Origin of the sequence: Williamsia sp. MIQD14 (assembly GCF_051025635.1) — a bacterium.
Taxonomy (GTDB): Bacteria; Actinomycetota; Actinomycetes; order Mycobacteriales; family Mycobacteriaceae; genus Williamsia_A.
Genome location: NZ_JBPFDG010000002.1, coordinates 479,591 through 500,103 on the forward strand (window position 1 = coordinate 479,591; position 20,513 = coordinate 500,103).

15 protein-coding genes are annotated in these 20,513 nt (G+C 68.5%); 6 read left to right on the forward strand and 9 right to left on the reverse strand.

Features of this window, described 5'->3' with window-relative positions; genetic code table 11:
• Positions 1 to 135: 135 nt before the first annotated feature.
• From ACQ7HM_RS09805 to ACQ7HM_RS09825, 5 genes are all read right to left on the reverse strand, one after another.
• Positions 136 to 1,569 carry a cell division protein PerM gene (locus tag ACQ7HM_RS09805; RefSeq protein WP_434216065.1) on the reverse strand — a complete coding sequence of 478 codons (1,434 nt, stop codon included), beginning with the start codon at positions 1,567 to 1,569 and terminating at the stop codon, positions 136 to 138.
• 77 nt (positions 1,570 to 1,646) lie between these two features.
• Positions 1,647 to 2,960 carry a DUF5336 domain-containing protein gene (locus ACQ7HM_RS09810; protein WP_434216066.1) on the reverse strand — a complete coding sequence of 438 codons (1,314 nt, stop codon included), beginning with the start codon at positions 2,958 to 2,960 and terminating at the stop codon, positions 1,647 to 1,649.
• Positions 2,961 to 3,174: 214 nt separating this feature from the next.
• On the reverse strand, positions 3,175 to 4,413 hold the full coding sequence (locus tag ACQ7HM_RS09815; RefSeq protein WP_434216067.1) for an acyl-CoA dehydrogenase family protein: 1,239 nt from the start codon (positions 4,411 to 4,413) through the stop codon (positions 3,175 to 3,177).
• Positions 4,414 to 4,514: 101 nt separating this feature from the next.
• Entirely contained in the window at positions 4,515 to 6,485 is a 1,971-nt protein-coding gene (locus tag ACQ7HM_RS09820) for an acetoacetate--CoA ligase (RefSeq protein WP_434216068.1), read from the reverse strand.
• The gene (locus ACQ7HM_RS09825) at positions 6,482 to 8,128 is read right to left on the reverse strand and encodes an AMP-binding protein (protein ID WP_434216069.1); all 1,647 of its coding nucleotides are present in this window, start codon (positions 8,126 to 8,128) and stop codon (positions 6,482 to 6,484) included. The genes ACQ7HM_RS09820 and ACQ7HM_RS09825 overlap by 4 nt, the downstream gene beginning before the upstream one ends.
• A gap of 153 nt (positions 8,129 to 8,281) precedes the next feature.
• Here ACQ7HM_RS09825 and ACQ7HM_RS09830 point away from each other — a divergent pair, with 153 nt between their 5' ends.
• On the forward strand, positions 8,282 to 11,845 hold the full coding sequence (locus ACQ7HM_RS09830) for an indolepyruvate ferredoxin oxidoreductase family protein (RefSeq protein WP_434216070.1): 3,564 nt from the start codon (positions 8,282 to 8,284) through the stop codon (positions 11,843 to 11,845).
• 3 nt (positions 11,846 to 11,848) lie between these two features.
• On the opposite strand, the gene ACQ7HM_RS09835 is transcribed toward ACQ7HM_RS09830, so the two are convergent.
• Positions 11,849 to 13,243: a DUF222 domain-containing protein gene (locus ACQ7HM_RS09835; RefSeq protein ID WP_434216071.1), complete on the reverse strand. Its 1,395-nt coding sequence runs from the start codon at positions 13,241 to 13,243 to the stop codon at positions 11,849 to 11,851.
• Between the two features lie 108 nt (positions 13,244 to 13,351).
• Here ACQ7HM_RS09835 and ACQ7HM_RS09840 point away from each other — a divergent pair, with 108 nt between their 5' ends.
• Positions 13,352 to 13,960, forward strand: coding sequence for a TetR family transcriptional regulator (locus ACQ7HM_RS09840; RefSeq protein WP_434216072.1), 609 nt, complete (start codon positions 13,352 to 13,354; stop codon positions 13,958 to 13,960).
• A complete protein-coding gene (locus ACQ7HM_RS09845) occupies positions 13,957 to 15,558 on the forward strand; it encodes a carboxylesterase/lipase family protein (protein ID WP_434216073.1) in 1,602 nt (533 codons plus the stop codon). The genes ACQ7HM_RS09840 and ACQ7HM_RS09845 overlap by 4 nt, the downstream gene beginning before the upstream one ends.
• A 16-nt stretch (positions 15,559 to 15,574) precedes the next feature.
• On the opposite strand, the gene ACQ7HM_RS09850 is transcribed toward ACQ7HM_RS09845, so the two are convergent.
• Complete coding sequence (locus tag ACQ7HM_RS09850; RefSeq protein WP_434216074.1) at positions 15,575 to 15,802, reverse strand: DUF4177 domain-containing protein; 228 nt, start codon at positions 15,800 to 15,802, stop codon at positions 15,575 to 15,577.
• Between the two features lie 94 nt (positions 15,803 to 15,896).
• Positions 15,897 to 16,538, reverse strand: a complete 642-nt coding sequence (locus tag ACQ7HM_RS09855; protein WP_434216075.1) for an Ltp family lipoprotein — start codon at positions 16,536 to 16,538, stop codon at positions 15,897 to 15,899.
• A 230-nt stretch (positions 16,539 to 16,768) separates the two neighbouring features.
• Between ACQ7HM_RS09855 and heR the strand changes: the two genes are divergently transcribed.
• From heR to ACQ7HM_RS09870, 3 genes are all read left to right on the forward strand, one after another.
• Entirely contained in the window at positions 16,769 to 17,539 is a 771-nt protein-coding gene (heR, locus tag ACQ7HM_RS09860; RefSeq protein WP_434216076.1) for a heliorhodopsin HeR, read from the forward strand.
• An 84-nt stretch (positions 17,540 to 17,623) separates the two neighbouring features.
• Entirely contained in the window at positions 17,624 to 18,964 is a 1,341-nt protein-coding gene (locus ACQ7HM_RS09865; RefSeq protein ID WP_434216077.1) for an ABC transporter permease, read from the forward strand.
• Between the two features lie 119 nt (positions 18,965 to 19,083).
• Positions 19,084 to 19,554 carry a DinB family protein gene (locus ACQ7HM_RS09870; RefSeq protein ID WP_434216078.1) on the forward strand — a complete coding sequence of 157 codons (471 nt, stop codon included), beginning with the start codon at positions 19,084 to 19,086 and terminating at the stop codon, positions 19,552 to 19,554.
• A 58-nt stretch (positions 19,555 to 19,612) separates the two neighbouring features.
• Here the strand turns inward: ACQ7HM_RS09870 and sucD are convergent, their stop codons facing one another.
• On the reverse strand, positions 19,613 to 20,503 hold the full coding sequence (gene sucD / locus ACQ7HM_RS09875; protein WP_434216079.1) for a succinate--CoA ligase subunit alpha: 891 nt from the start codon (positions 20,501 to 20,503) through the stop codon (positions 19,613 to 19,615).
• Between the last annotated feature and the right edge of the window lie 10 nt (positions 20,504 to 20,513).

Here is a 20,513-nt window from a genome sequence, read left to right on the forward strand (position 1 = left end):
CTCCTCGCGATGGCGTGTCGAGTCCGGCGCGGGTACTTACCGGAGCTCGTGACGCCTCCGAGACTAGTGGGCTGTCCTGTAGGCGAATCCACCGGATACCGCCGCGGGCGCACCCGGAACGACGTCAGCAGTCGGTCAGTGACGATCGTCGGGGTCGGTGTACTGCACGCCGAACACCATCGACGCCGGTGCGCGCACCGGCTCCACCTCGACGGTGGGTTCGTCGTCGCCGGGGAAGCCGTCGCGGCCCTCGGAGGAATCGTCGGCATCGTCTACTGCCGGGGCGTCGACGCCCTCCGGGTCGTGCGCCTCGAGGTCGTCGTCGAACTCGGCGTCCTCGGGATCGAGGTCGTCGAACGCCTCGTCACCGGCGTACCAGGCACGACGGGCCGCGCGCGTGGACGGCAGGAGGCCGTGGACCAGGGTCACGACCATGCCGACGACGGCGAACCAACCGAAGGTGAACACGCCGGTGGCGGGCACCGTGGCCCCGGCCGAGCCCAGTTCGCCGAGCTGCCCTCCACCGATCCAGGTGAGCACCACCATCGCGACCGCGGCCAGGCCCGCGGTCGCGGCCACCGTGCGTGTGGCGCGCATCGGGTCGACGTGCACGGCACGACGGGCGGCGACGAACGCGACGATCGCGGTGAGCAGCATCAGTCCGGGGGCGGCCACCGACACCGTCGAGGGCAGGACGGCGACGACGGGCAGCGGGGGCACCGAGCCGCCGTGCGCGGAGAACAGGTCGCCGCCCGCGGTGCCGATGTGGGCGTCGGCGCCGACCAGGACGGCCGACGCGCCGATCACCATGTTGGGCAGGTAGAGCACCGACAGCACGGTGAGACCGAGCGCGCCGGCGAATCCGTTGCCCTGCGTGAGGACGTCGCCGACGACCGAGAACTGCCAGACCAGGCGCACCACCAGCAGGAGTGCGCCCGCGCTGAGCAGACCGATCACCGCGACCGCGGCGGCGCGCATCGCGTTCGGCGCCCATTCGGCGACACCGAGACGGGCACCGATCCGTGCCCACTGCCCGTGGGACACACCCAGGCCGGCACCGACACCGTGCACCGCGACGGTGCACGCCAGTGCGAGGAGGACGTTCGGGCTCGCCACGGTGAGGACGGTGGAGCCGTCCATCACCAGCGCGAGACTGAGGACGGTGATGAGCAGCGGGCCCGCGACGGCGGCGAGGAGGACCGCGGCGATCTCGGATCGTCCGCGGCGTGATGCGGCACCCGCGGTGACGCGGGCCACGATCGCGACGATGAGGAGGGTCGGCAGCAGCGGCAGGATGCCGATGGTCACCTCGCTGATGGTCAGCGGGACCTGGTGGGCGGAGAGCCACATGGCGCCGGCGGCGGCGGTCAGTCCGGTCAGAGAGCTGCCCGCGGCGAGCAGCGACGCCAGGGCGAGGACGACGATGAGCAGCATCGTCGCGGCGCCGACACCGAAGGCGACGACGACGAGTTCGCGCGTGGAACCGGCGCTGTGCGCGTCGTGTCGACGTTGCGCACGGCGCAGTTCCCGCAGACGGGTGGACAGGGTGTCGCCGGTGGAGATGACCATCGCCGATCAGCGTGTCACCGAAGGGCCCTGACCTGGGTCAGGCGCGCCGAGTCACCTCGACGCGCCCGACCGGTGGATCAGCGTGCGTCCGACGACCCCGGGTGGTCCGGGCTCTGGAACGAGGTGGTGCGCTCGCCGTACGGCGAGGCACCGGGCTGCGTTCCGGCGGTGGGCAGTCCGCTCGCGGCGTCGCCGCCGGTCGCCGACGCGCCCGCGCCGGACTCGGTGGTGCCTGCCGACTGTCCGTACGTCGGCTGGGCGGCCTGCGACGGCTGCGCCTGGGCCGACTGCCCCTGCGCCGGGGTGGCCGCGGTCTGGCTCGCCGAGCCGCCGGTGTGGGCGTCGGCCGAACCGGTGGACTGACCCGTCGACTGTCCGTAGCCGTAGGCCGACGGGGTGACGGCGGTCTGCGCGGCCGAGTCGGCGGTGGTCGCCTGGCGGCCGGTGTCGGCGGTGTGGTCGTTGTCGGAACCGGCCGAGCCCGCGAGCGGGGCGGTCTTGAGGACCTTCGCGTCGACGAGCAGGAGCACGACGGCCACGACGGCCTGGATGAGACCGAACACCAGCAGCAGGATCGAGCCGATGCCGGCGCTGACGCCCTCGGGCAGGGTCACGATCTGGAACAGCGCCATGAGCGCCGCGACCACCGAGAGCGGCGCCACGATGTGGCTGACCTTGCCGGTGATGTTCGGCAGCAGCGTGGTGCCGGCGATGAGACCGGCTCCGGCGAGCACGAGGAGCGGGACACCGATGATCGACTGGAACAGCGTGCTGCTGCCCGCCGTGTCACCGAAGCTGATGCCGTTGGCGAAGCCCAGGAACAGGTTCACCAGACCGAGCGCGGTGAGGATGTAGACGAGGTAGGTGCCGATCGCGGCGGGCAGACCCTGGCTCGGCTTCTTCGCCGGGGCGGGCTGACCCCAGGGCTGCTGGCCACCCTGGGCACCCTGACCCCAGGCCTGCTGGCCCCACGGCTGCTGGCCGTAGCCCTGCTGACCGGGCTGCTGGCCGTATCCCTGCTGCACACCCTGCTGACCGGGCTGCTGGCCGTACCCCTGGTAGCCCTGCTGACCGGGCTGACCGTAGGCCGGCTGCTGTCCGTAACCCTGCTGCGCGCCGCCCTGACCGGGCTGCTGCGGCTGGCCGTACCCCGGCTGACCGCCCTGGCCGGGCTGCTGGCCGTAGCCCTGGTAGCCCTGCTGACCGGGCTGACCGGGCTGACCGTAGGTCGGCTGCTGCCCCGCCTGCTGGCCGTAGCCCTGGGGGTAGCCCTGCTGGCCCCACTGCTGGCCCTGCTGACCGTAGGAACCCGGGGTCCCGTACTCCGAGCCGCTCGCGGGTGTCGATCCCGAGCCTGGTCGGTCGTGGCCCCCGCCGGATTGATACGTCATGTGGTGTCTCCTCACCGGATTCGTTCGCGTGTGACCGCGTTGGTGCACTCGTGACCTCAGGCGATCGCGTTCCCGCGATCGACACCGCGGCCGATCATCGCTGCCCACGCTAACGTACCGATGTCCGCGAGCAACCCCTCCGACATCGGCGAAACCCGACACGACCGGCGGGTTCACGGGTCGTGTCGGGTTTCGTCGGACGGTGTCGGATGCCTCAGCTGTACCAGGTGGGTTCGGGCAGTTCGCCGATGAGCTGGTGGCGCCCCACCTCGCGACGCTTGTAGGCGACCGGGTCGTGCAGCGTGTGCGTACGGACGTTGCGGAAGAACAGATCGAGTCCGACCTTCGACGCCGTCGAACGGGCGCCGGTGACCTCGAAGATGCGGGTCGTGATCTCGAGCGCGACGTCGGTGGCGGCGGCCTTGGCCGCGGCCACCCGCACCTCGTGGGCACCGCGTTCGGCGGCGGTGACGTCCCACGCGTTGTCGTGGATCTGCTGCTGCTCGACGGCCACGGCGTCGGCGAGCGCCTCGGCGGCCCACAGCTTCGTGGTCAGGTCGCCGTAGGTGTCGATGACGTACGGCTCGTCGACGGCGCGGTCGAATCCGCCGTGCAACCACGGGCGGGTGGTGTCGCGGGTGTAGTCGGCGGCGGTCTGCAGCGCGCCCCGGGCGATGCCGAGATAGAAGTTCACGAACACGAGCTGGATGATCGGGACGTTGAGGGAGTTGTAGACGCGGGGCTGGAACTCCTTGTCCACGAAACCGGCCGCCGACGCCCACTCGGTGGTCACGTTGTCGATGGTGACGCTGCCGCTCTCGGTGAGCCGCTGACCGAGGTTGTCCCAGTCGTGGTGGAAGGTGAGGCCCTCGCTGTCGCTCGGCACGATCGCGAAGACGTGGGCGCCGGTGGTCTCGAGGACACCCTCGAGCACGGTGACGTCGGAGACGTGCGACCCCGTCGAGAACGACTTGCGCCCGTGGTAGCTGATGGTGTCGCCGTTGTCGGTGATCCTCACGTCGCTGTCACGCGGGTTGACCGCGCCGCCGAAGAACCACTTGTTCTGCGTCGCAGCGGTTTCCACCGCTTCGATCTGCTCGCGCGTGCCGACGAGTCGGGCCGCCCAGAACCACAGCAGGTGGTATCCGAGCAGCTGGCCGATGGACCCGTCGCCCGCGGCCACGGCGCGGATCACCTCGTAGGCAGTGATCCAGTCCTGGCCGCCACCGCCGTGCTCGACGGGGCCCAGGAGGGTGACCAAGCCCGACTCCTTGAGCAGGGCGACCTCGGCGTGCGGGGTCGCGCCGGCGCGGTCGCGCTCGACGGCGTCGGCGGCGAGGATCGCGGCGACCTCATGGGCGCGTCGGATCCACCCGGCGGAGTCGCTCGGGGTCTCGGTCCAGGCGCTGCGATCGGTCGGGACGGTGGTGTCACGGGAGAGTGTGGAAGTCATGGAGGACATGACAGCAACGCATCGGTGGTCTGTGACCCCTTGCGCCCGGCGTGAGTCGAAGTGCTTGCCGTGGCGAACCGTCCCCGTCCGCCGCGCCCCGCTCACCATCGGTGGGCGGCCCCCTGGGCGGTGTACCACTCCAGCAGCGACGGGTCGTCCATCGAGCGTGGGTCGATCGCGACGTCGGTCCGTCCGGCCAGGATCCCGGTGACCGGGACCTCGAGTTTCTTGCCGGTGCGCGTGTGCGGGATGCCGGGGGCCTCGATCACCTCGTCGGGGACGTGCCGCGGGGAGAGCCGTGTACGCACGTCGGACGCGATCCGCGCGATCAGGGCGTCGTCGAGTGCCGCGCCGTCGACGAGGGTGACGAACAGCGGCATCCAGTAGGCGCCGTCGGGACCGTCGACACCGAGGACGAAGGCCTCGGCGATCTCCGGGACGGCTTCGACGACCTCGTAGATGTCGGCCGACCCCATGCGGATGCCGTGGCGGTTCAGTGTCGCGTCGCTGCGGCCGTGGATCACCACCGAACCGCGGTCGGTGACCGTCACCCAGTCGCCGTGACGCCACACCCCCGGCATCGCACCTTGTTCCCAGATGTGCTCGAAATAGGCGGCGCGGTAGCGACTGCCGTCGTCGTCGGCCCAGAACGACACCGGCATCGACGGCATGGGGGTTGTGATGACCATCTCCCCGACCTCGTCGATCAGTTCGGTCCGGTCGGGTGCCCAGCTGTGCAGGGCCACGCCGAGATAGCGCACCGACAGCTCGCCCGGCACCACCGGTACGCCGACCGAACCGCCGGCGAAGGCGGTGACGACATCGGTGCCCCCGCTCACCGATGACACCGCGACTCCGGCGCCGACGTTCTCGGCGACCCAGTCGAACAGGTCGGCGGCCAGGGTCGATCCGGTGCTGCCGAGGGTCGCGAGCCGGTGCAGATCGTGGTCGGTGCCGGGGTGCAGGCCCGCCTTGCGGGAGGCCTGCAGTTGGCCGGGACTCGTCCCGAAGTAGGTGACGCCCTCACGCTCCAGCAGCGACCACAGCCGGTCGGCGTCGGGATACAGCGGGGAGCCGGAGTAGCAGATCACCGTTGCGCCGCAGAGCAACCCGGCGACACGGTAGTTCCACATCATCCAGCTGAGCGCGGTCTGCCAGAAGAAGACGTCACCCGGGCCGAGGTCGGAGTGCAGCGAGATGACCTTGAGGTGTTCGAGCACGACACCGCCGTGGCCGTGCACGATGCCCTTCGGGCGGCCGGTGGTGCCGGAACTGAAGAGCACCCACAGCGGGTGGTCGAAGGCGACGTCGGCGACCTGCGGTGCACGTGGCTCGGCGACGACGGTGTCGTGATCGATGACGGCGACGTCGCCCCACCCGTCGGTGGACAGCGCGGGGCCGCCGTCGATGTGCACGGTGACGATCGCGCGCAGCGTCCCCAGCGCGGCGGCGAGATCGTCGACGTGCGTGCGCTTGTCGATCCACTTGCCGTTGTAGCGGTACCCGTTGGCGACGACCAGTGCGCTCGGGGCGAGTTGGCCGAGACGGGCCGCGGCACCGTCGGGTGCGTAGTCGGCGCCGCATCCCGACCAGATCGCGCCGAGCGAGGCAGACGCGAGGAACACGGTCATCGCCTCGACGACGTCGGGCAGGTAGCCGACGACGACGTCGCCGCGTTTCACGCCCGCGTCGGACAGCGCGGCGGCAAGAGCGCCGATCCGCCCGGACAGGTCGGCGCGGTCGATGACGGTCCGCTCCCCCGCCTCGTCTATGCCGATCAGCGCCGGACCGCCTGAGCCGTCGGCGTGGCGCAGCACCTGGTCGACGTAGTTGAGTTCGACGCCGGGGAACCACTGCGCGCCGGGCATGGTCTCGTCGGACAACACCGCGTCGTCGTCGGGACCCAGTGGGGCGCCCCGGTTCTCGAGGTCGAAGAAATCCCAGAGAGCACGCCAGAACCGCGCGGGCTCGTCGATCGACCACTGCCACATCGAGGCGTAGTCGCCCCCGACGTCGTCGGGCAGTCGCTCGGCGAAGCGTTCGATCGCGGTGGTCTCGGGTTGCGGGGTCATGGCGCGGTCACGCCCAGCATCTGCGCGGCCTGTTCGCGCATCACGACCTTGCGCACCTTGCCGGTCACGGTCATCGGGAACTCCTCGACGACGTGGACGTACCGCGGGATCTTGTGCTTGGCGATCACCCCGGACGAGAACTCCCGCAACGATTCCGCCGTCATCACCGGCGCACCGTCACGCAGCCGTACCCACGCCATGATCTCCTCGCCGTACCGTTCGTCGGGGACGCCGATCACCTGGGCGTCGAGGATGTCGGGGTGGGTGTAGAGGAACTCCTCGATCTCCCGGGGATAGATGTTCTCGCCGCCGCGGATCACCATGTCCTTGATCCGCCCGGTGATCTGCACGTACCCGTCGTCGTCCATGACGGCGATGTCACCGGTGTGCATCCAGCCGTCGTCGCCGAGCACCTCGGCCGTCTTCGCCGGCTCGTTCCAGTAGCCACTCATCACGCTGTAGCCGCGGGTACAGAACTCGCCGGCGACCCCGCGGTCGACCGTCGCGTCGTCGCCGTCGACGATCTTGATCTCGAGATGCGGACCGACACGCCCGACCGTGCCGACGCGACGGTCGAGGGAGTCGTCGGTGCGGGTCTGCGTCGACACCGGCGACGTCTCGGTCATGCCGTAGCAGATCGACACCTCATCCATGTTCATCCGCGTGACGACCTGGCGCATCACGTGTTCCGGACACGGCGACCCCGCCATGATCCCGGTGCGCAGCGAGGACAGGTCGTAGGACCCGGCATCGGTCGAATCGAGCAGGGCGAGTTCGGCGATGAACATGGTCGGCACGCCGTACAGACTGGTACACCTGTGCTGCTCGACCGCACGCAGGGTCGCCTCCGGGTCGAACGCCGGGGCGGGGATCACCATCGCCGCACCGTGGCTCGTCGCAGCGAGATTTCCCATCACCATGCCGAAGCAGTGATAGAAGGGCACCGGGATGGCGATGCGGTCGTCGGCGGTGTAGCCGCAGAGTTCCCCGACCAGGTATCCGTTGTTGCCGATGTTGCGGTGCGACAGCGTCGCCCCCTTCGGGAATCCCGTTGTCCCCGAGGTGTACTGGATGTTGATCGGGTCGTCGGCCGACAGCCCTGCGGTCACCGCGGCGACCGCGGCCGACGCCTCCTCCGTCGGTGGGGCGAGCAGCTCGTCCCAGTCGGGGTCGCCCATCACGACGACCTCGCGCAGGTCGGGACACGAGGCGCGTGCGGTGGCGAGCATGGCGCGGTAGTCGGAGTCCTTGAACGACGGCGCCGCGATGACCGTCGAGGCCCCCGACTGCACGAGGGCGTACTCGATCTCGCGCTGCCGGTACGCCGGGTTGAGGTTGACCAGGATGACGCCGATCTCGGCGCACGCGTATTGGGTGACCACCCATTCCCACCGGTTCGGCGACCACAGGCCGAGGCGGTCGGCGGGACGCAGTCCGCGCGCGTGGAGGCCGGCCGCGAGGGCGTGCACGGTCGCGGCGAACTCACGGTAGGTCCACCTCCGGTCGGCCGCGCAGTCGATCAGCGCGTCGTTGTCGGGGACGCGAGCGACCGTGGCGGCGAGGTTCGCGGGGATGGTCGTCTCGAGCAGAGGCGGGCGGGCCTCACCGCGGGCGTACGAGGTCTGAGGGGAGGACTGCGTCATACCGCCATGATGCATCCCGACGTGACACACGTCACGATCGCCGCCTACGGTGGTGTCACCGACACACGGTGATGCACCGACAACAAAGGACGGCCGTCCCCACCACCCCCGGGGCCGCGGCCGGACACATACGCAAAGGCCCAGGTGACCCCTATGACCCTCGCAACCGAGCGCCCTACCGGCGGCCCGACCGACCCGCACCGAGACGGTGCGACCGCCTTCTCGCTCGACGACCGCTACACGCGCGAGTCGGGCACCATCTACCTCACCGGCATCCAGGCGCTGGTCCGCATGGTCGGAGACCGCGCCCGCATCGATCGCCGCAGCGGCCTGCACACCGCGTCGTTCATCTCCGGCTACGAGGGATCGCCGCTCGCCGGGTACGACCTCGAGATCGCCCGCCGACGTCGACACCTCGATCCGCTCGACATCACCCACCGCCCGGCACTCAACGAGGAGCTCGCCGCGACCTCGGTGATGGGTTCGCAGGTCGCGGCCCGGGTCGGCCACCTCGCCGCCGACGCCGGGGGCCACGTCCGCGACGGCGTCGTCGGGTACTGGTACGGGAAGGCACCCGGGCTCGACCGGGCGTCGGACGCACTTCGGCACGCAAACCTCATCGGCACCCACCACCACGGCGGCGCGGTGGCCCTCGTCGGCGACGACCCCGGCGCGAAGAGTTCCACCGTCCCCTGTGCGTCGGAGATGGCGCTCGCCGACCTGTACATGCCGATCCTCTACCCCGCCGACTCGCAGGACATCCTCGACTTCGGCGTCCACGCCGCGATGATGTCGCGGGTGTCGGGTCTATGGACATCGATGAAGATCTCCGCGCACGTCGCCGACGGCGCCTCGACGGCGTTCGTCGACCCCGACCGCATCGTGCCGGTGTACGGCGACCTCGGCACGAGCCCGCACATCCCGAGCGGCAAGTTGCTCGGCGCCAACCTCATGGAGCTCGAACAGAACCAGCTGACCATCCGCAAGCCACGCGCCGAGGAGTACGCCCGCCTCAACGGACTCAACCGCATCGTGTCGCGCACCGCCGACGACCGCATCGGTATCGTCGCTGCGGGCAAGACCTATCTCGACGTCCGGGAAGCGCTGCGACTCATCGGGATCGGTGACGACGAGTTGGGATCACTGGGCATCCGCATCCTCAAGCTGGGCATGGTCTACCCCTTCGAGCGTCAGGTGCTCGACGAGTTCGTGGCCGGACTCGACGAGGTGATCGTCGTGGAGGAGAAGCGCGACTTCATCGAGACGATGATGCGCGACATCCTGTTCCGCCGCTCCGACGCGCCCGCCATCGTCGGCAAGGCCAACGAGGACGGGTCGACGTTGTTCTCGCGCTTCGGCGAACTCGACATCGACGCGGTGGTGCGAGGACTGGGCTCGCGACTCGCACGCCGCCACCACGTGCCCGCCGCGGTCGACTGGGTCGACCGGCAGAGCCGCAGGCGCACCCGCATCGAGCTGCCGCTCGCGGTGCGCAGCCCGTATTTCTGTTCGGGGTGCCCGCACAACAGCTCGACGAAGGTCTCCGACGACACCCTCGTCGGTGCGGGGATCGGTTGCCACGCCATGGTTCTGCTGATGGACCCGGCGCAGGTGGGCGACGTCACCGGCGTCACGCAGATGGGTGGCGAGGGTGCGCAGTGGCTGGGCATGGCGCCCTTCCTGACCGAGCGCCACTTCGTGCAGAACGTCGGCGACGGCACCTTCATGCACTCCGGATCCCTGGCGCTGCGCTACGCCGTCGCCTCCGGCGAGAACATCACCTACAAGCTGCTCTACAACGGCACCGTCGCGATGACCGGTGGTCAGGATGCGGTCGGCGCGCAGGGACTGCCGCAGCTCACGGCGCTGCTCCTCGCCGAGGGGGTGGGTCGCGTCGTGGTGACCTCCGACGACCCGACCCGCACCCGGGCTCTGGGACTCCCCGCCGCGGTGACCGTCCGACACCGCGACGACATGCTCGAGGTGCAGAACGAACTGGCGGCGGTCCCGGGTGTCACCGTCCTGGTGCACGATCAGCACTGCGCCGCCGAGAAGCGCCGGAAGCGCAAGCGCGGCAACGCACCGGTCCCCGCGCAGCGCGTCATGATCAACGAACGCATCTGTGAGGGCTGCGGCGACTGCGGCGAGACGTCCAACTGCCTGTCGGTACATCCGGTGGAGACCGAGTTCGGTCGGAAGACACACATCGACCAGAGCTCATGCAATCTCGACTTCTCGTGCCTCAAGGGCGACTGCCCGTCGTTCGTGACCGTGACACCCGGTACCGCGCCGACGGCACGGGGTGCGGTGCCTGACCTCTCGGCCGCGCAGCTCGTCGAACCGGACCGCCGACGTCGCGCCCACGACGGCTTCCGATTGCGGGTGACCGGTATCGGCGGTACCGGCGTCGTGACGGTGTCGCAGGTGCTCGCGACCGCTGGTGTGCTCGACGGGCTCGATGCGCGCACCGTCGACATGACCGGTCTCGCCCAGAAGGGTGGGGCGGTGGTCAGCGACGTCAAGATCGGACCGCCCACACCCGACGGTCCGATCGAGCAGGCGGCGAAGATCGCCTCGGGTGACTGCGACCTCTACCTGTCGTGCGATCCGCTCGTCGGCGCCGACCCGGTGAACCTCAAGGTCGCGAGCCCGGACCGGACCACGGCCGTGGTGTCGACGAGTGCGATCCCGACCGGCGCGATGGTGGTCGACACCTCGGTCGGGTTCCCCACCGACCAGCAGATCCACGACGCGATCGACCGTGCGACCGGACGGGCGGTGTATCTCGACCCGATGTCGCTCGCGACCGAGCTGTTCGGTGACGAGCAGTACGCGAACATGCTGATGGTGGGTGCGGCGTATCAGACGGGGGCGCTGGCGATCTCGGCCGACTCACTGGAACGGGCGATCGAGCTCAACGGTGTCGCGGTGGCGGCGAATCTGCAGGCGTTCCGCCGCGGACGTCAGGTGGTCGCCGATCCGGACGCGGTGCGTGCGGCGATCTCGCAGCGCCATCCCGCTCCGGTCGAGGCCACGCCGTCGTCGGCGGCATCGGACATGGTGACGTCGCTCGGCGACCTCGACGACGAGCTTCGCGAGGTCCTGCTGCGACGGGTCGACGAGCTCATCGCCTACCAGGACCGGCGCTATGCGCAGCGGTACGTCGAGGACATGTCACGGGTGATCGAGGCCGAGAAGAGCCTGGGCACATCGCTCCTGAGCATCGCGGTGGCGCGCAACCTGTTCAAGCTGATGGCCTACAAGGACGAGTACGAGGTGGCTCGACTCACCGCCGATGCCGCGTTCGCGGCGGAGGTCGCGGGCCAGTTCGGCGACGACGCGAAGGTCGCGGTCCGGCTACATCCGCCGACGCTGCGGGCGATGGGCATGCGGAACAAGCTGTCGCTGGGCGGCTGGGCACGGCCGGCGCTCTCGGGTCTGGCACGGGCGAAGAGGTTGCGGGGCACCCGACTCGACCCGTTCGGTCGAGCCGAGGTACGCCGCACCGAACGGGAACTGATCGTCGAGTACCGAGCAGTGCTCGACGGGATGGTCGCGGCTGTCTCGTCCGGCGCGATCGGTCGTGACCGGCTCGAGGCCGCGATCGCGCTCGCCGAACTCCCCGACATGGTGCGGGGATACGAGTCGATCAAGATGGCCAACGTCGAACGCTATCGAGAGGAACTGGGGCGGCAGCGCGTGGTGGTGGGGATCTGAGCCTCAGCGCACCGGATGGGTGGTGAACGCGGCGCCGGTGTCGCGGTGGGTCCACGTGATGGAGCGGTCCGGGTGCATGTGGGCGTGCCAGAGCCCCGCCGTCTTCACGTGGTGGTGCAGCACGCACAACAGTGCCAGGTTGATCCGGATCGTCCACCCGCCGCCCGCGGGATCGGTGTGGTCCAAAGGGATCTGATGGTCGATCTCGCACGCATCGGGCGGCTGGTTGCAGAACGGGAACCGGCAGTGCTGATCATGGTCGGTGATCCAGTCCCGTAACGACTGTGACGGCGTGTAGGTGAGCGCACCGGGTGGCGGTCCGGGCGCCGGTGTGTGACCAGATGTCTGACGGTGCCCGTCGCGGATACAGCCGATCGTTCCGGCGGGGTGCCGGCGACCTCGTCGGGCACCCGAGGCCGACGTCTGGGAGTGCGCGGTGAGGGTGTCGCCGTACATCTCCTGCCAGGTGGCGTCGGCGGCAAGTCGGCGTACGAGTACGGGATCGATGGCACCGTGTCCGTCGATCCACGGCGTCATCGCGCCGACGTGGCCTGCCGGCGTGGGGGCGTCGGCGTGGACGACGACGAGTGTGCGCACCGGCACCAGCTCGGCGGAAGGTGCGTCCGACGCACTCGGGCAGTCATCAGCACCGCACCAGCACGACAGGGTGGTCTCGCCACGGATGAGAGCGAGGTGGGCTGCGGCACGCTTCTGGCCGATCCAACGCGGATCACCGTGGCACAGAGTCGCGACCAGATCGGCGACACGGGCCTCGATCTCTCTACCATCCTGCGCCGGAACGCATCCGGCGATGACCGCGTGACCGTGCCGATCGGGTTTCACACGAAAGTCCTGCTGTTCGGCGAAGTCCTCGCGATCACGCGCTGCCTGTTCGGGATCGAGCTCGATGCACATCGCCTCGAGGCGGTCGCGGAGTTGCCGATGCGACATCGCGGTCTCGGCGTCGAGGCGGATGGCCTCGGCCTCGAGCTGCTTGCGCACGATCGGTTCGTGGGTGTCGATGGTGGTCGCGATCATGGTGGTGCGGTAGATGTCCATGTCACCGTTCAGGAATGCCGCCCGCAGATCCGGTAGCGCGTCGAGCGCGATCGCCAGACCGATGAGGGTGGTGGCCTTCGACGTCGACACACCGAGTGTTGTCGCGACCTCGACGGTGGCGCCCTTGTCGGCGATGTTGCCGAACTGGGGACCGAGCCCGTCCTCACCGGCACTAATCGCGGCGAAACGGATCTCGTGCAGACGACCGGCCGCGATCACCTTGGCTGCGGCACAACGATTCTCCGACCGCTGTGCATCCTGCGCGATCTCGGTCGCGATGCGGGCAGACGGCGACGACAACAGGTCGTCGACCCCCGTCACATCCACCCCCGCGAACATGACACCAGCCTAGCGGCGCCCTCTGACATCCATGTCGAGCGCCGGGTGTGCCATGCGATATTTCTGACACTGATGACAAATAATCATCACCAGTGTTAGATTTGAAAAGTGGCGACAGCGACTGCGAGACCGTCGACCTTCATCCAGGAGAAGCGACGTCAGCAACTCATCGACGCGACCATCGCCGTGCTCGCCGAGGCCGGTGTCGCGGGAGCGACCTTCGTGGCCATCGCCGCACGCGCGGGGGTGAGTCGCGGCGTCATCAACTACCACTTCACCGATCGAGCGGCCCTACTCGACGCGGTGGTGGTGCACATCTATTCGCTCGGTCGCGACGAGGTCGAAACGTCGGTCCAGGATGCCGGCACCCCGTCCGCTGCGATCCGCGCGATGATCACCGGCAGCATCACCTTCTATACCCGGCACATCCGCGAGATGGTGGCACTGTCGGCGATCTATCGTTCCGACCACGTCGACACCGTCGGACGCGACGACCGCGACGAGCACGCCGTCGAGACGGCGAAGGTGACAGCGATTCTGCGACGTGGGCAGCGGACACGTGAGTTCCGACGATTCGATGTCGACGTGATGGCCGCATCACTGCGGGCCGTTCTCGACACCGCGATCGGCCAGATCGCCGCTGGCGCCGATCCCACCCGTCTCGGACGGGAGATCGGCAACCTCTTCGACGCAGCAACCCGATCGGAGACCGCATGAGGAAGATCGTCTGCGCCCTCACCTCCCTCGCACTGATCGCCACGGCGGCGTGCGGCGAGGACAGCACGCGCACGTCGGCACCCACCGACGCCCCACTCTCGGTGCAGACCAGCAGCGGTGTGCTGCAGGGGAAAGCGGGTACGACCACCCGCCAGTTCCTGGGGATCAGATACGCGCAACCGCCCACCGGTACACAGCGGTGGACTCTGCCGACAGCCGTCGACACGCCGGACGCGCGGGTGGACGCCACCCGCCCCGGTGCGCGATGCGAGCAGGCCCCGACACCGGGCGTCACGACGGATCCACCGAGCGAGGACTGCCTCTTCCTCAACGTCACCACCCCACGCAGGATCGACGCGGACAAACCCTTGCCGGTGATGGTCTGGTGGCACGGAGGCGGTTACACCACGGGCTCCGGTTCCGCCTACGACGCCCAGCGGCTCGCCGACACCGGCGATGTCATGGTGGTGACGGTGAACTACCGCCTCGGCATCTTCGGCTATCTCGCGCTTCCGGGACTCGCCGGCGGCGGCGACTTCGGATTCGCCGACCAACTCGAATCGCTGCGCTGGGTGAAGCGGAACGCAGAAGCCCTCGGCGGAGATTCCGACAACGTCACCGTCTTCGGCGAGTCCGCCGGCGGGATGTCGACGTGTGCTGCGCTGACCTCTCCTGCGGCACGCGGCCTCATCGACAAGGCCATCATCTCGTCGGGGTCGTGTGCGCTGGTGTTCCCCGCGGGAGCCTTCTATCCCGGGGTACCACAGGAGCGGCCGTACGTGCCCGCGGCGACCGCCATCGCGACGGGGACGACCGCTGCGCAGGCCTTGGGGTGTTCTGGCACCACGACACTCGACTGTCTGCGATCCCGGCCGACATCGGCCCTTCTCGAGCAGAACGAGAACTTCAGCAACGATCTCGCCTTCGGGACCGACCTGCTCCCCCGAGATCCTCGGGCCGCCGTCGCCTCGGGGGACACATTGCGTGTACCGCTGATCTCGGGCGGCAACCGCGACGAGAACGACGCCTTCACCGCAGGTGCTCTCGCTGCGATGCCGACCGCGTACACCGCAGCGTCGTTCCCAGATGATCTCCGAGCCGCCTACGGCGCACGCGCCGATGATGTCGCGGAACGCTATCCGCCGGCGCGGTTCACCACCGCGCCCGCCGCACTCGCCCGTACGTTCACCGACGCCGGTTGGGCCTGTCCGACAACACGGTCCGCACGGGAGTACGCAGCGCACGCACCGGTGTTCAGCTACGAGTTCTCCGACGAGACCGGGCCCAACGTGAGTGGTGGTTCGTCACCACAGATCCCCGATGCGGCATTCCACGCCGACGATCTGCCGTACATCTTCGACATCGGCGGCCGCGACCTCGTGCCTCGCGATCCACAGGCGGCGTTGTCGCGAACGATGATCGAGTACTGGTCGTCGTTCGCCCACACCGGGACGCCGAGCGCGTCCGGCGCACCCGCGTGGCCCGCGACGACGCCTAACTCGGCGCCCGTTCTGGGCTTCACCTCGTCCGGTGTCCGCATGGTCGACCACGCCGCCGACCACCAGTGCGACTTCTGGTCGGGCGTCGGCCTGCGCTGACAAATCTCTCAGGGTGTCACAGCCCGAGCCTCTCGAACACCATCGTGGCCTGGATGCGGTCACCGCCGCCGAATCCCTTGCTACCCGATGACGCTGTCGTGATGGTGTGCAATCGATACCCGAGGGCGGCCTGCGCATTGATGGCCTTCTCGAGTTCGGTGAGGTTGCCTGATCCTGTTCCCAGAAACTTCTCCTTCAAAATGACTTGAAGGACCACGTAGGCTTGGCCGCCAGGGGTTGTCATCACTCGAGCGTACTCAAAACTGCTGCGCTACGGAGTATTTCACGAATCGCCGGTTCATTGGCACGTGGCGACGGCGTCTCTGGCGCCGGTGGCATCAGTACTGCGACTGCGCTCCGTGCTGGGCCTGACTCTCGGTGAACCCTTCGAACACCAGCTGCTCGACCAGACCCTGTTGTGAGAAGGAGCTGAGATCCAAGTAGTTCTTCGCCGACTTCTCGGCCTGCTCCATCCAGTCGACGTCCAGCGAGTCGACCCCCGCTGTCGCATCCGCCGTGCTGAAGTCCTCGAACTCCAGCTGCTTGATGAGACCCGAGCGCGAAAACGCTGAGAAGGACAAGTAGTCCGACGCCGAGCTGGCCGCGTTGCGCACTCCTGACGACACCGGACTGCGGGTCTCGGGCGCGGGCGGCGGAGGGGCGACGGCTGTCGTCACCTGCTCCGCGATTTCCTCCGTCGTCGGCTGCTGCGCCGTACTGCTGGGAGTCGGCTCCACGGTGACGGTTCTGGTCTCGACGACGGGTTGCGACGACGCTGCGGTGCTCGGCTCGTCCGTGCCGCCGCCGGAAGCGAGTCCGATGGCGACGAACAGTGCCACCACTGCGCCGACGATCCACGGCCACTTCTTGCGCTTGGCGCCCTGATTCTGTGGCAGTGGACCGAGCTGCGTCGGCTCCTGACCCGGCCACTGGCCCTCATAGGGATGGGGTCCACCATTGCCGAACGGCGGTTGCGTCATCGTGTAATGCCTCGTTTTCCCAACGTTTGGTAAATCACCAGTAATTGAATGTTCTACGCGCGTGGTCGGACAGTCGCCCGATCGCACGACACCGCACCGCACTTCGCCGGCGGAGACCGACAGATGTGTGTGTCGAGCCAGTCAACTGCGCGCGACCCCAGGTCTCGATCGTGCGGTGACGCGGACCAAGCCCCTGCCCCGTGGTCGCGGACCGGACTAGCGTTTGCCTCATGACTGCGATCGCCACCGGCGTCACCGACTCCGCACTCGCCGGACTGCGACGGTGGAACATCGGTCTGACGGTGCTCCACGCCGCGCAGGCGGTCGCGATCCTGCTGTTGGGCAACGGCTTCGCCATCACCATCACCTCGTCGTTCCCCACCGGTCCGCCCGGCGCCGCCCAGCCGCCGCCGTCGTCGTTGGTCGACGTGTCGATCGGCGCCGCGATCGCGGTGTTCCTGTTCCTCGCCGCCGTCGACCATCTTCTGACCGCGACCGTCGCGCGCGGCCTCTACGAATCGGATCTCCGGCGCGGCATCAACCGGTTCCGGTGGGTCGAGTACTCGATCAGCGCGACCATCATGATCGTGCTGATCGGCTTCTACTTCGGTCTGACCGACATCGGCACGGTGATCGTCGTGTGCGGCGCGAACATCGCGATGATCCTGTTCGGGTGGCTGCAGGAGCGGATGAATCCGCCCGGCCGCGACGCGACCACGATGCTGCCGTTCTGGTTCGGATGTGTCGCGGGCGCCGCCCCCTGGATCGCGATCCTGGTCAATTTCGTCGGCGCGGGCGACCGGGTGCCCGGCTTCGTGATCGGCATCTTCGTGTCGCTGCTCGTCTTCTTCTCCACCTTCGCCGTCAACCAGTGGCTGCAGTACCGCGAGATCGGCCCGTGGCGCTGCTACGCGTTCGGCGAGAAGACGTACCTCGTTCTCAGCCTCGTCGCCAAGTCACTCCTGGCGTGGCAGATCTTCGGTGGTTCGCTCGCCGCCTGAGAATTCCTCCGCCGTATCGGAAATAGATGCGCCTTGCATATAGTTGGGCTATACATCTACCTATCCGACGACGAGGGGAAAGTCATGATCAAGGCCCTGACCACGCGGTGGCGAAAGTTCTACAGCTCGCTGCCGCCCGCCCTGCAGATGATCGGCCTGCAGCTGTGGCTCCCGGTGTTCTTCATGATCGCCTTCTGCTTCTGCTACCTCGGGGCCTTCCACTCCCCGCAGATCCACGACGCGCCCGTGGCCGTCGTCAACTCCCCCTCCGCCTCGACCTTCACCGACCAGTTCTCGAAGGCCCAGGCCGGCATGTTCGACTTCCGGCTCTACCAGACCGCCGACGAGGCGACCGAGGCCGTGCGCGACGGCAGTGCCGCCGCCTCGCTGAGCCTGCCTTCCCAGGTCGGCGGCAAGCCGGTGGTGACGATCGCCAGCGCGCACCAGTTCCAGGCCGCGTCGCTGATGAAGAGTGCGTTCACGCAGACCTTCGCCCAGAGCGGCTCATCGGTCCAGATCAACGACATCGCCCCACTGCCGGCAGGCGACTCCTACGGCATGGGCGCGATGTACCTGATGCTGTCGTGGTGCATCGGCGGCTACATGGTCGCGATGTTCATCGGCATGATGGGCGCGCCGTTGAGCCATAGGACACGCGTCGGCATCCTCGCCGGCGGCGCCGTCGTCGCATCGGTTCTCACCAACCTGCTCGCGGGCCCGGTGATCGGTGTCTACACCTCCGACCATCTGCTGCCGATGATCGGGATCTCGTTCCTGTGGGTTCTGGCGATCGGCTTGGCGGTCAACGGGCTCTCGTACTTCTTCGGTCGGTTCGTCACCGCCGTCGCGCTGCTCATGTTCGTGTTCTTGTCGATCCCGTCGTCGGGTGCGGCGTACCCGACATGGATGGTGCCGCGTATCTTCGGCGACCTGAATCCGCTCGTCGTCGGCCACGGCATCACCGAGATGATCAAACGAGAGCTCTACGGCGTCGGGGAACCGTTCTGGCAGCCGCTGCTGCTGGCGGCGGGCTACGCCGTGCTGGGCATCGTGACGATGCTGGTCGGCAAGAGGTGGCGCGAGAGCAAGGAGTTCGACCGGATCCTCGCGGGTAAGACGACCATGATGGCCGCCGCGCAGGGCGCGATGATGCGCAAGGGCATGGCCGACCGTGAGCGCATCCTGACCGCCCACGGCCTCGACTCCGACGCCAACCCGATCGAGAAGGACGACGACCCCGCGGACTCCGATCCCGACGACTCCGATCCCGACGGCGGTCGTTATTCGATCGACGACATGGAGACGCAGTTCCGCGGCGACCCGATGCTGAACGGCAACAATCTCGGTGGCGGGTTCGCCGACGAGGAACGCGAGTACGAGATGCGGGAGGCGATCCGCCACCCGAAGCACGAGGCGCCGCGGTAGCCGCTCGCCTCGGCCGAGATCGTCCGGCGCAGACGCCACCGTGGTCACATTGCCCACGGCGGTCCTGCGGCCGGACGATCTCCGTTGCGGACCCGACGCCGGTCGGCGATGCTGGGACGATGACGATCCCCACGTCCGGTGACTTCCGCGCACGCTTCGACGCGTTGCTCGACGAGCACCGAATGATGCTGCACGACAGCCTGAACGGGCTGACCGAGGACGAGGTGCGCCGGTCGCTGGTGCCGTCGGCGACGACCCTGCTCGGGATCGTCCGGCACGTCACCTTCGCCGAACGGGTGTGGTTCGACCAGGACATCAGTGGACGCTCCCGCGCCGAGATCGGACTGCCGGAGTCCGTCGAGGATTCGTGGGTACTCGCGCCCGAGGACACCATCGCCTCGATCCAGGCCGCCCACCGGCACGCCTGCGACGAATCACGCGAGGTCGCAGCGACACTCGATCTCGACACCGAGGTGCGTGGACGGACCCCGCACCCACTGTGGACGACCTACCTGCACCTGTTGCGGGAGTTGGCCCAGCACTGCGGGCACGCCGAGATCCTCCGCGAGCAGATCCTCGCCGCGCGCTGACCCGTACCGACGACAACGGCCCCGCCGTGAGGCGGGGCCGTCGCGACAAGCTCTGGGCTCAGAGGCCCTTGTAGATCTCGCGGGCGAGATCGGCTGTCTCCGAGGGGGTCTTGCCGACCTTGACCCCGGCGGCCTCGAGCGCGTCCTTCTTGGCCTGGGCGGTGCCCGAGCTGCCGGACACGATGGCGCCGGCGTGGCCCATCGTCTTGCCCTCGGGCGCAGTGAATCCCGCGACGTACCCGACGACCGGCTTGGTGACGTTGGCCTTGATGTAGTCGGCGGCACGCTCCTCGGCGTCGCCACCGATCTCACCGATCATCACGATCACCTTGGTGTCGGGATCGGCCTCGAACGCCGCGATGGCGTCGATGTGCGTGGTCCCGATGACCGGGTCGCCGCCGATGCCGATGGCGGTCGAGAATCCGATGTCACGGAGCTCGTACATCATCTGGTAGGTCAGCGTGCCCGACTTCGACACCAGGCCGATCTCACCCTTGCCCGCGATGTTCGCGGGCGTGATGCCCACGAGCGACTCACCGGGGGTGATGATGCCGGGGCAGTTGGGCCCGATGATCCGGGTCTTCTCGCCCTTGGACTTGTTGTAGGCCCACGCATACGCGCTGTCCTGCACCGGGATTCCCTCGGTGATGACGACCAGCAGCGGGATCTCGGCGTCGATCGCCTCGATGATGGCGTCCTTGGCGAACTTCGGCGGCACGAACGCGATGGAGACGTCCGCGCCGGTCTCGGTCATCGCCTCGGCGACCGAACCGAACACCGGCAGTTCCACGCCACCGTCATGGGAGACCGTGGTGCCGGCCTTGCGTGCGTTGACGCCGCCGACGACCTGGGTGCCGGCCTTGAGCATCAGGGCGGTGTGCTTGGTGCCCTCGCCGCCGGTGATGCCCTGGACGATGACCTTGGAGTCCTTGGTCAGAAAAATAGACATGAGTCAGCAG

Excerpts from the sequence above, each read along its gene's own strand:
- sucD (WP_434216079.1), bottom strand. The coding sequence starts at position 20,503 with ATGTCTATTTTTCTGACCAAGGACTCCAAGGTCATCGTCCAGGGCATC.
- ACQ7HM_RS09830 (WP_434216070.1), top strand. The coding sequence starts at position 8,282 with ATGACCCTCGCAACCGAGCGCCCTACCGGCGGCCCGACCGACCCGCAC.
- heR (WP_434216076.1), top strand. The coding sequence starts at position 16,769 with ATGACTGCGATCGCCACCGGCGTCACCGACTCCGCACTCGCCGGACTG.
- ACQ7HM_RS09845 (WP_434216073.1), top strand. The coding sequence starts at position 13,957 with ATGAGGAAGATCGTCTGCGCCCTCACCTCCCTCGCACTGATCGCCACG.
- ACQ7HM_RS09820 (WP_434216068.1), bottom strand. The coding sequence starts at position 6,485 with ATGACCCCGCAACCCGAGACCACCGCGATCGAACGCTTCGCCGAGCGA.
- ACQ7HM_RS09825 (WP_434216069.1), bottom strand. The coding sequence starts at position 8,128 with ATGACGCAGTCCTCCCCTCAGACCTCGTACGCCCGCGGTGAGGCCCGC.
- ACQ7HM_RS09865 (WP_434216077.1), top strand. The coding sequence starts at position 17,624 with ATGATCAAGGCCCTGACCACGCGGTGGCGAAAGTTCTACAGCTCGCTG.
- ACQ7HM_RS09815 (WP_434216067.1), bottom strand. The coding sequence starts at position 4,413 with ATGACTTCCACACTCTCCCGTGACACCACCGTCCCGACCGATCGCAGC.
- ACQ7HM_RS09855 (WP_434216075.1), bottom strand. The coding sequence starts at position 16,538 with ATGACGCAACCGCCGTTCGGCAATGGTGGACCCCATCCCTATGAGGGC.
- ACQ7HM_RS09870 (WP_434216078.1), top strand. The coding sequence starts at position 19,084 with ATGACGATCCCCACGTCCGGTGACTTCCGCGCACGCTTCGACGCGTTG.
- ACQ7HM_RS09850 (WP_434216074.1), bottom strand. The coding sequence starts at position 15,802 with ATGACAACCCCTGGCGGCCAAGCCTACGTGGTCCTTCAAGTCATTTTG.
- ACQ7HM_RS09835 (WP_434216071.1), bottom strand. The coding sequence starts at position 13,243 with ATGTTCGCGGGGGTGGATGTGACGGGGGTCGACGACCTGTTGTCGTCG.
- ACQ7HM_RS09810 (WP_434216066.1), bottom strand. The coding sequence starts at position 2,960 with ATGACGTATCAATCCGGCGGGGGCCACGACCGACCAGGCTCGGGATCG.
- ACQ7HM_RS09805 (WP_434216065.1), bottom strand. The coding sequence starts at position 1,569 with ATGGTCATCTCCACCGGCGACACCCTGTCCACCCGTCTGCGGGAACTG.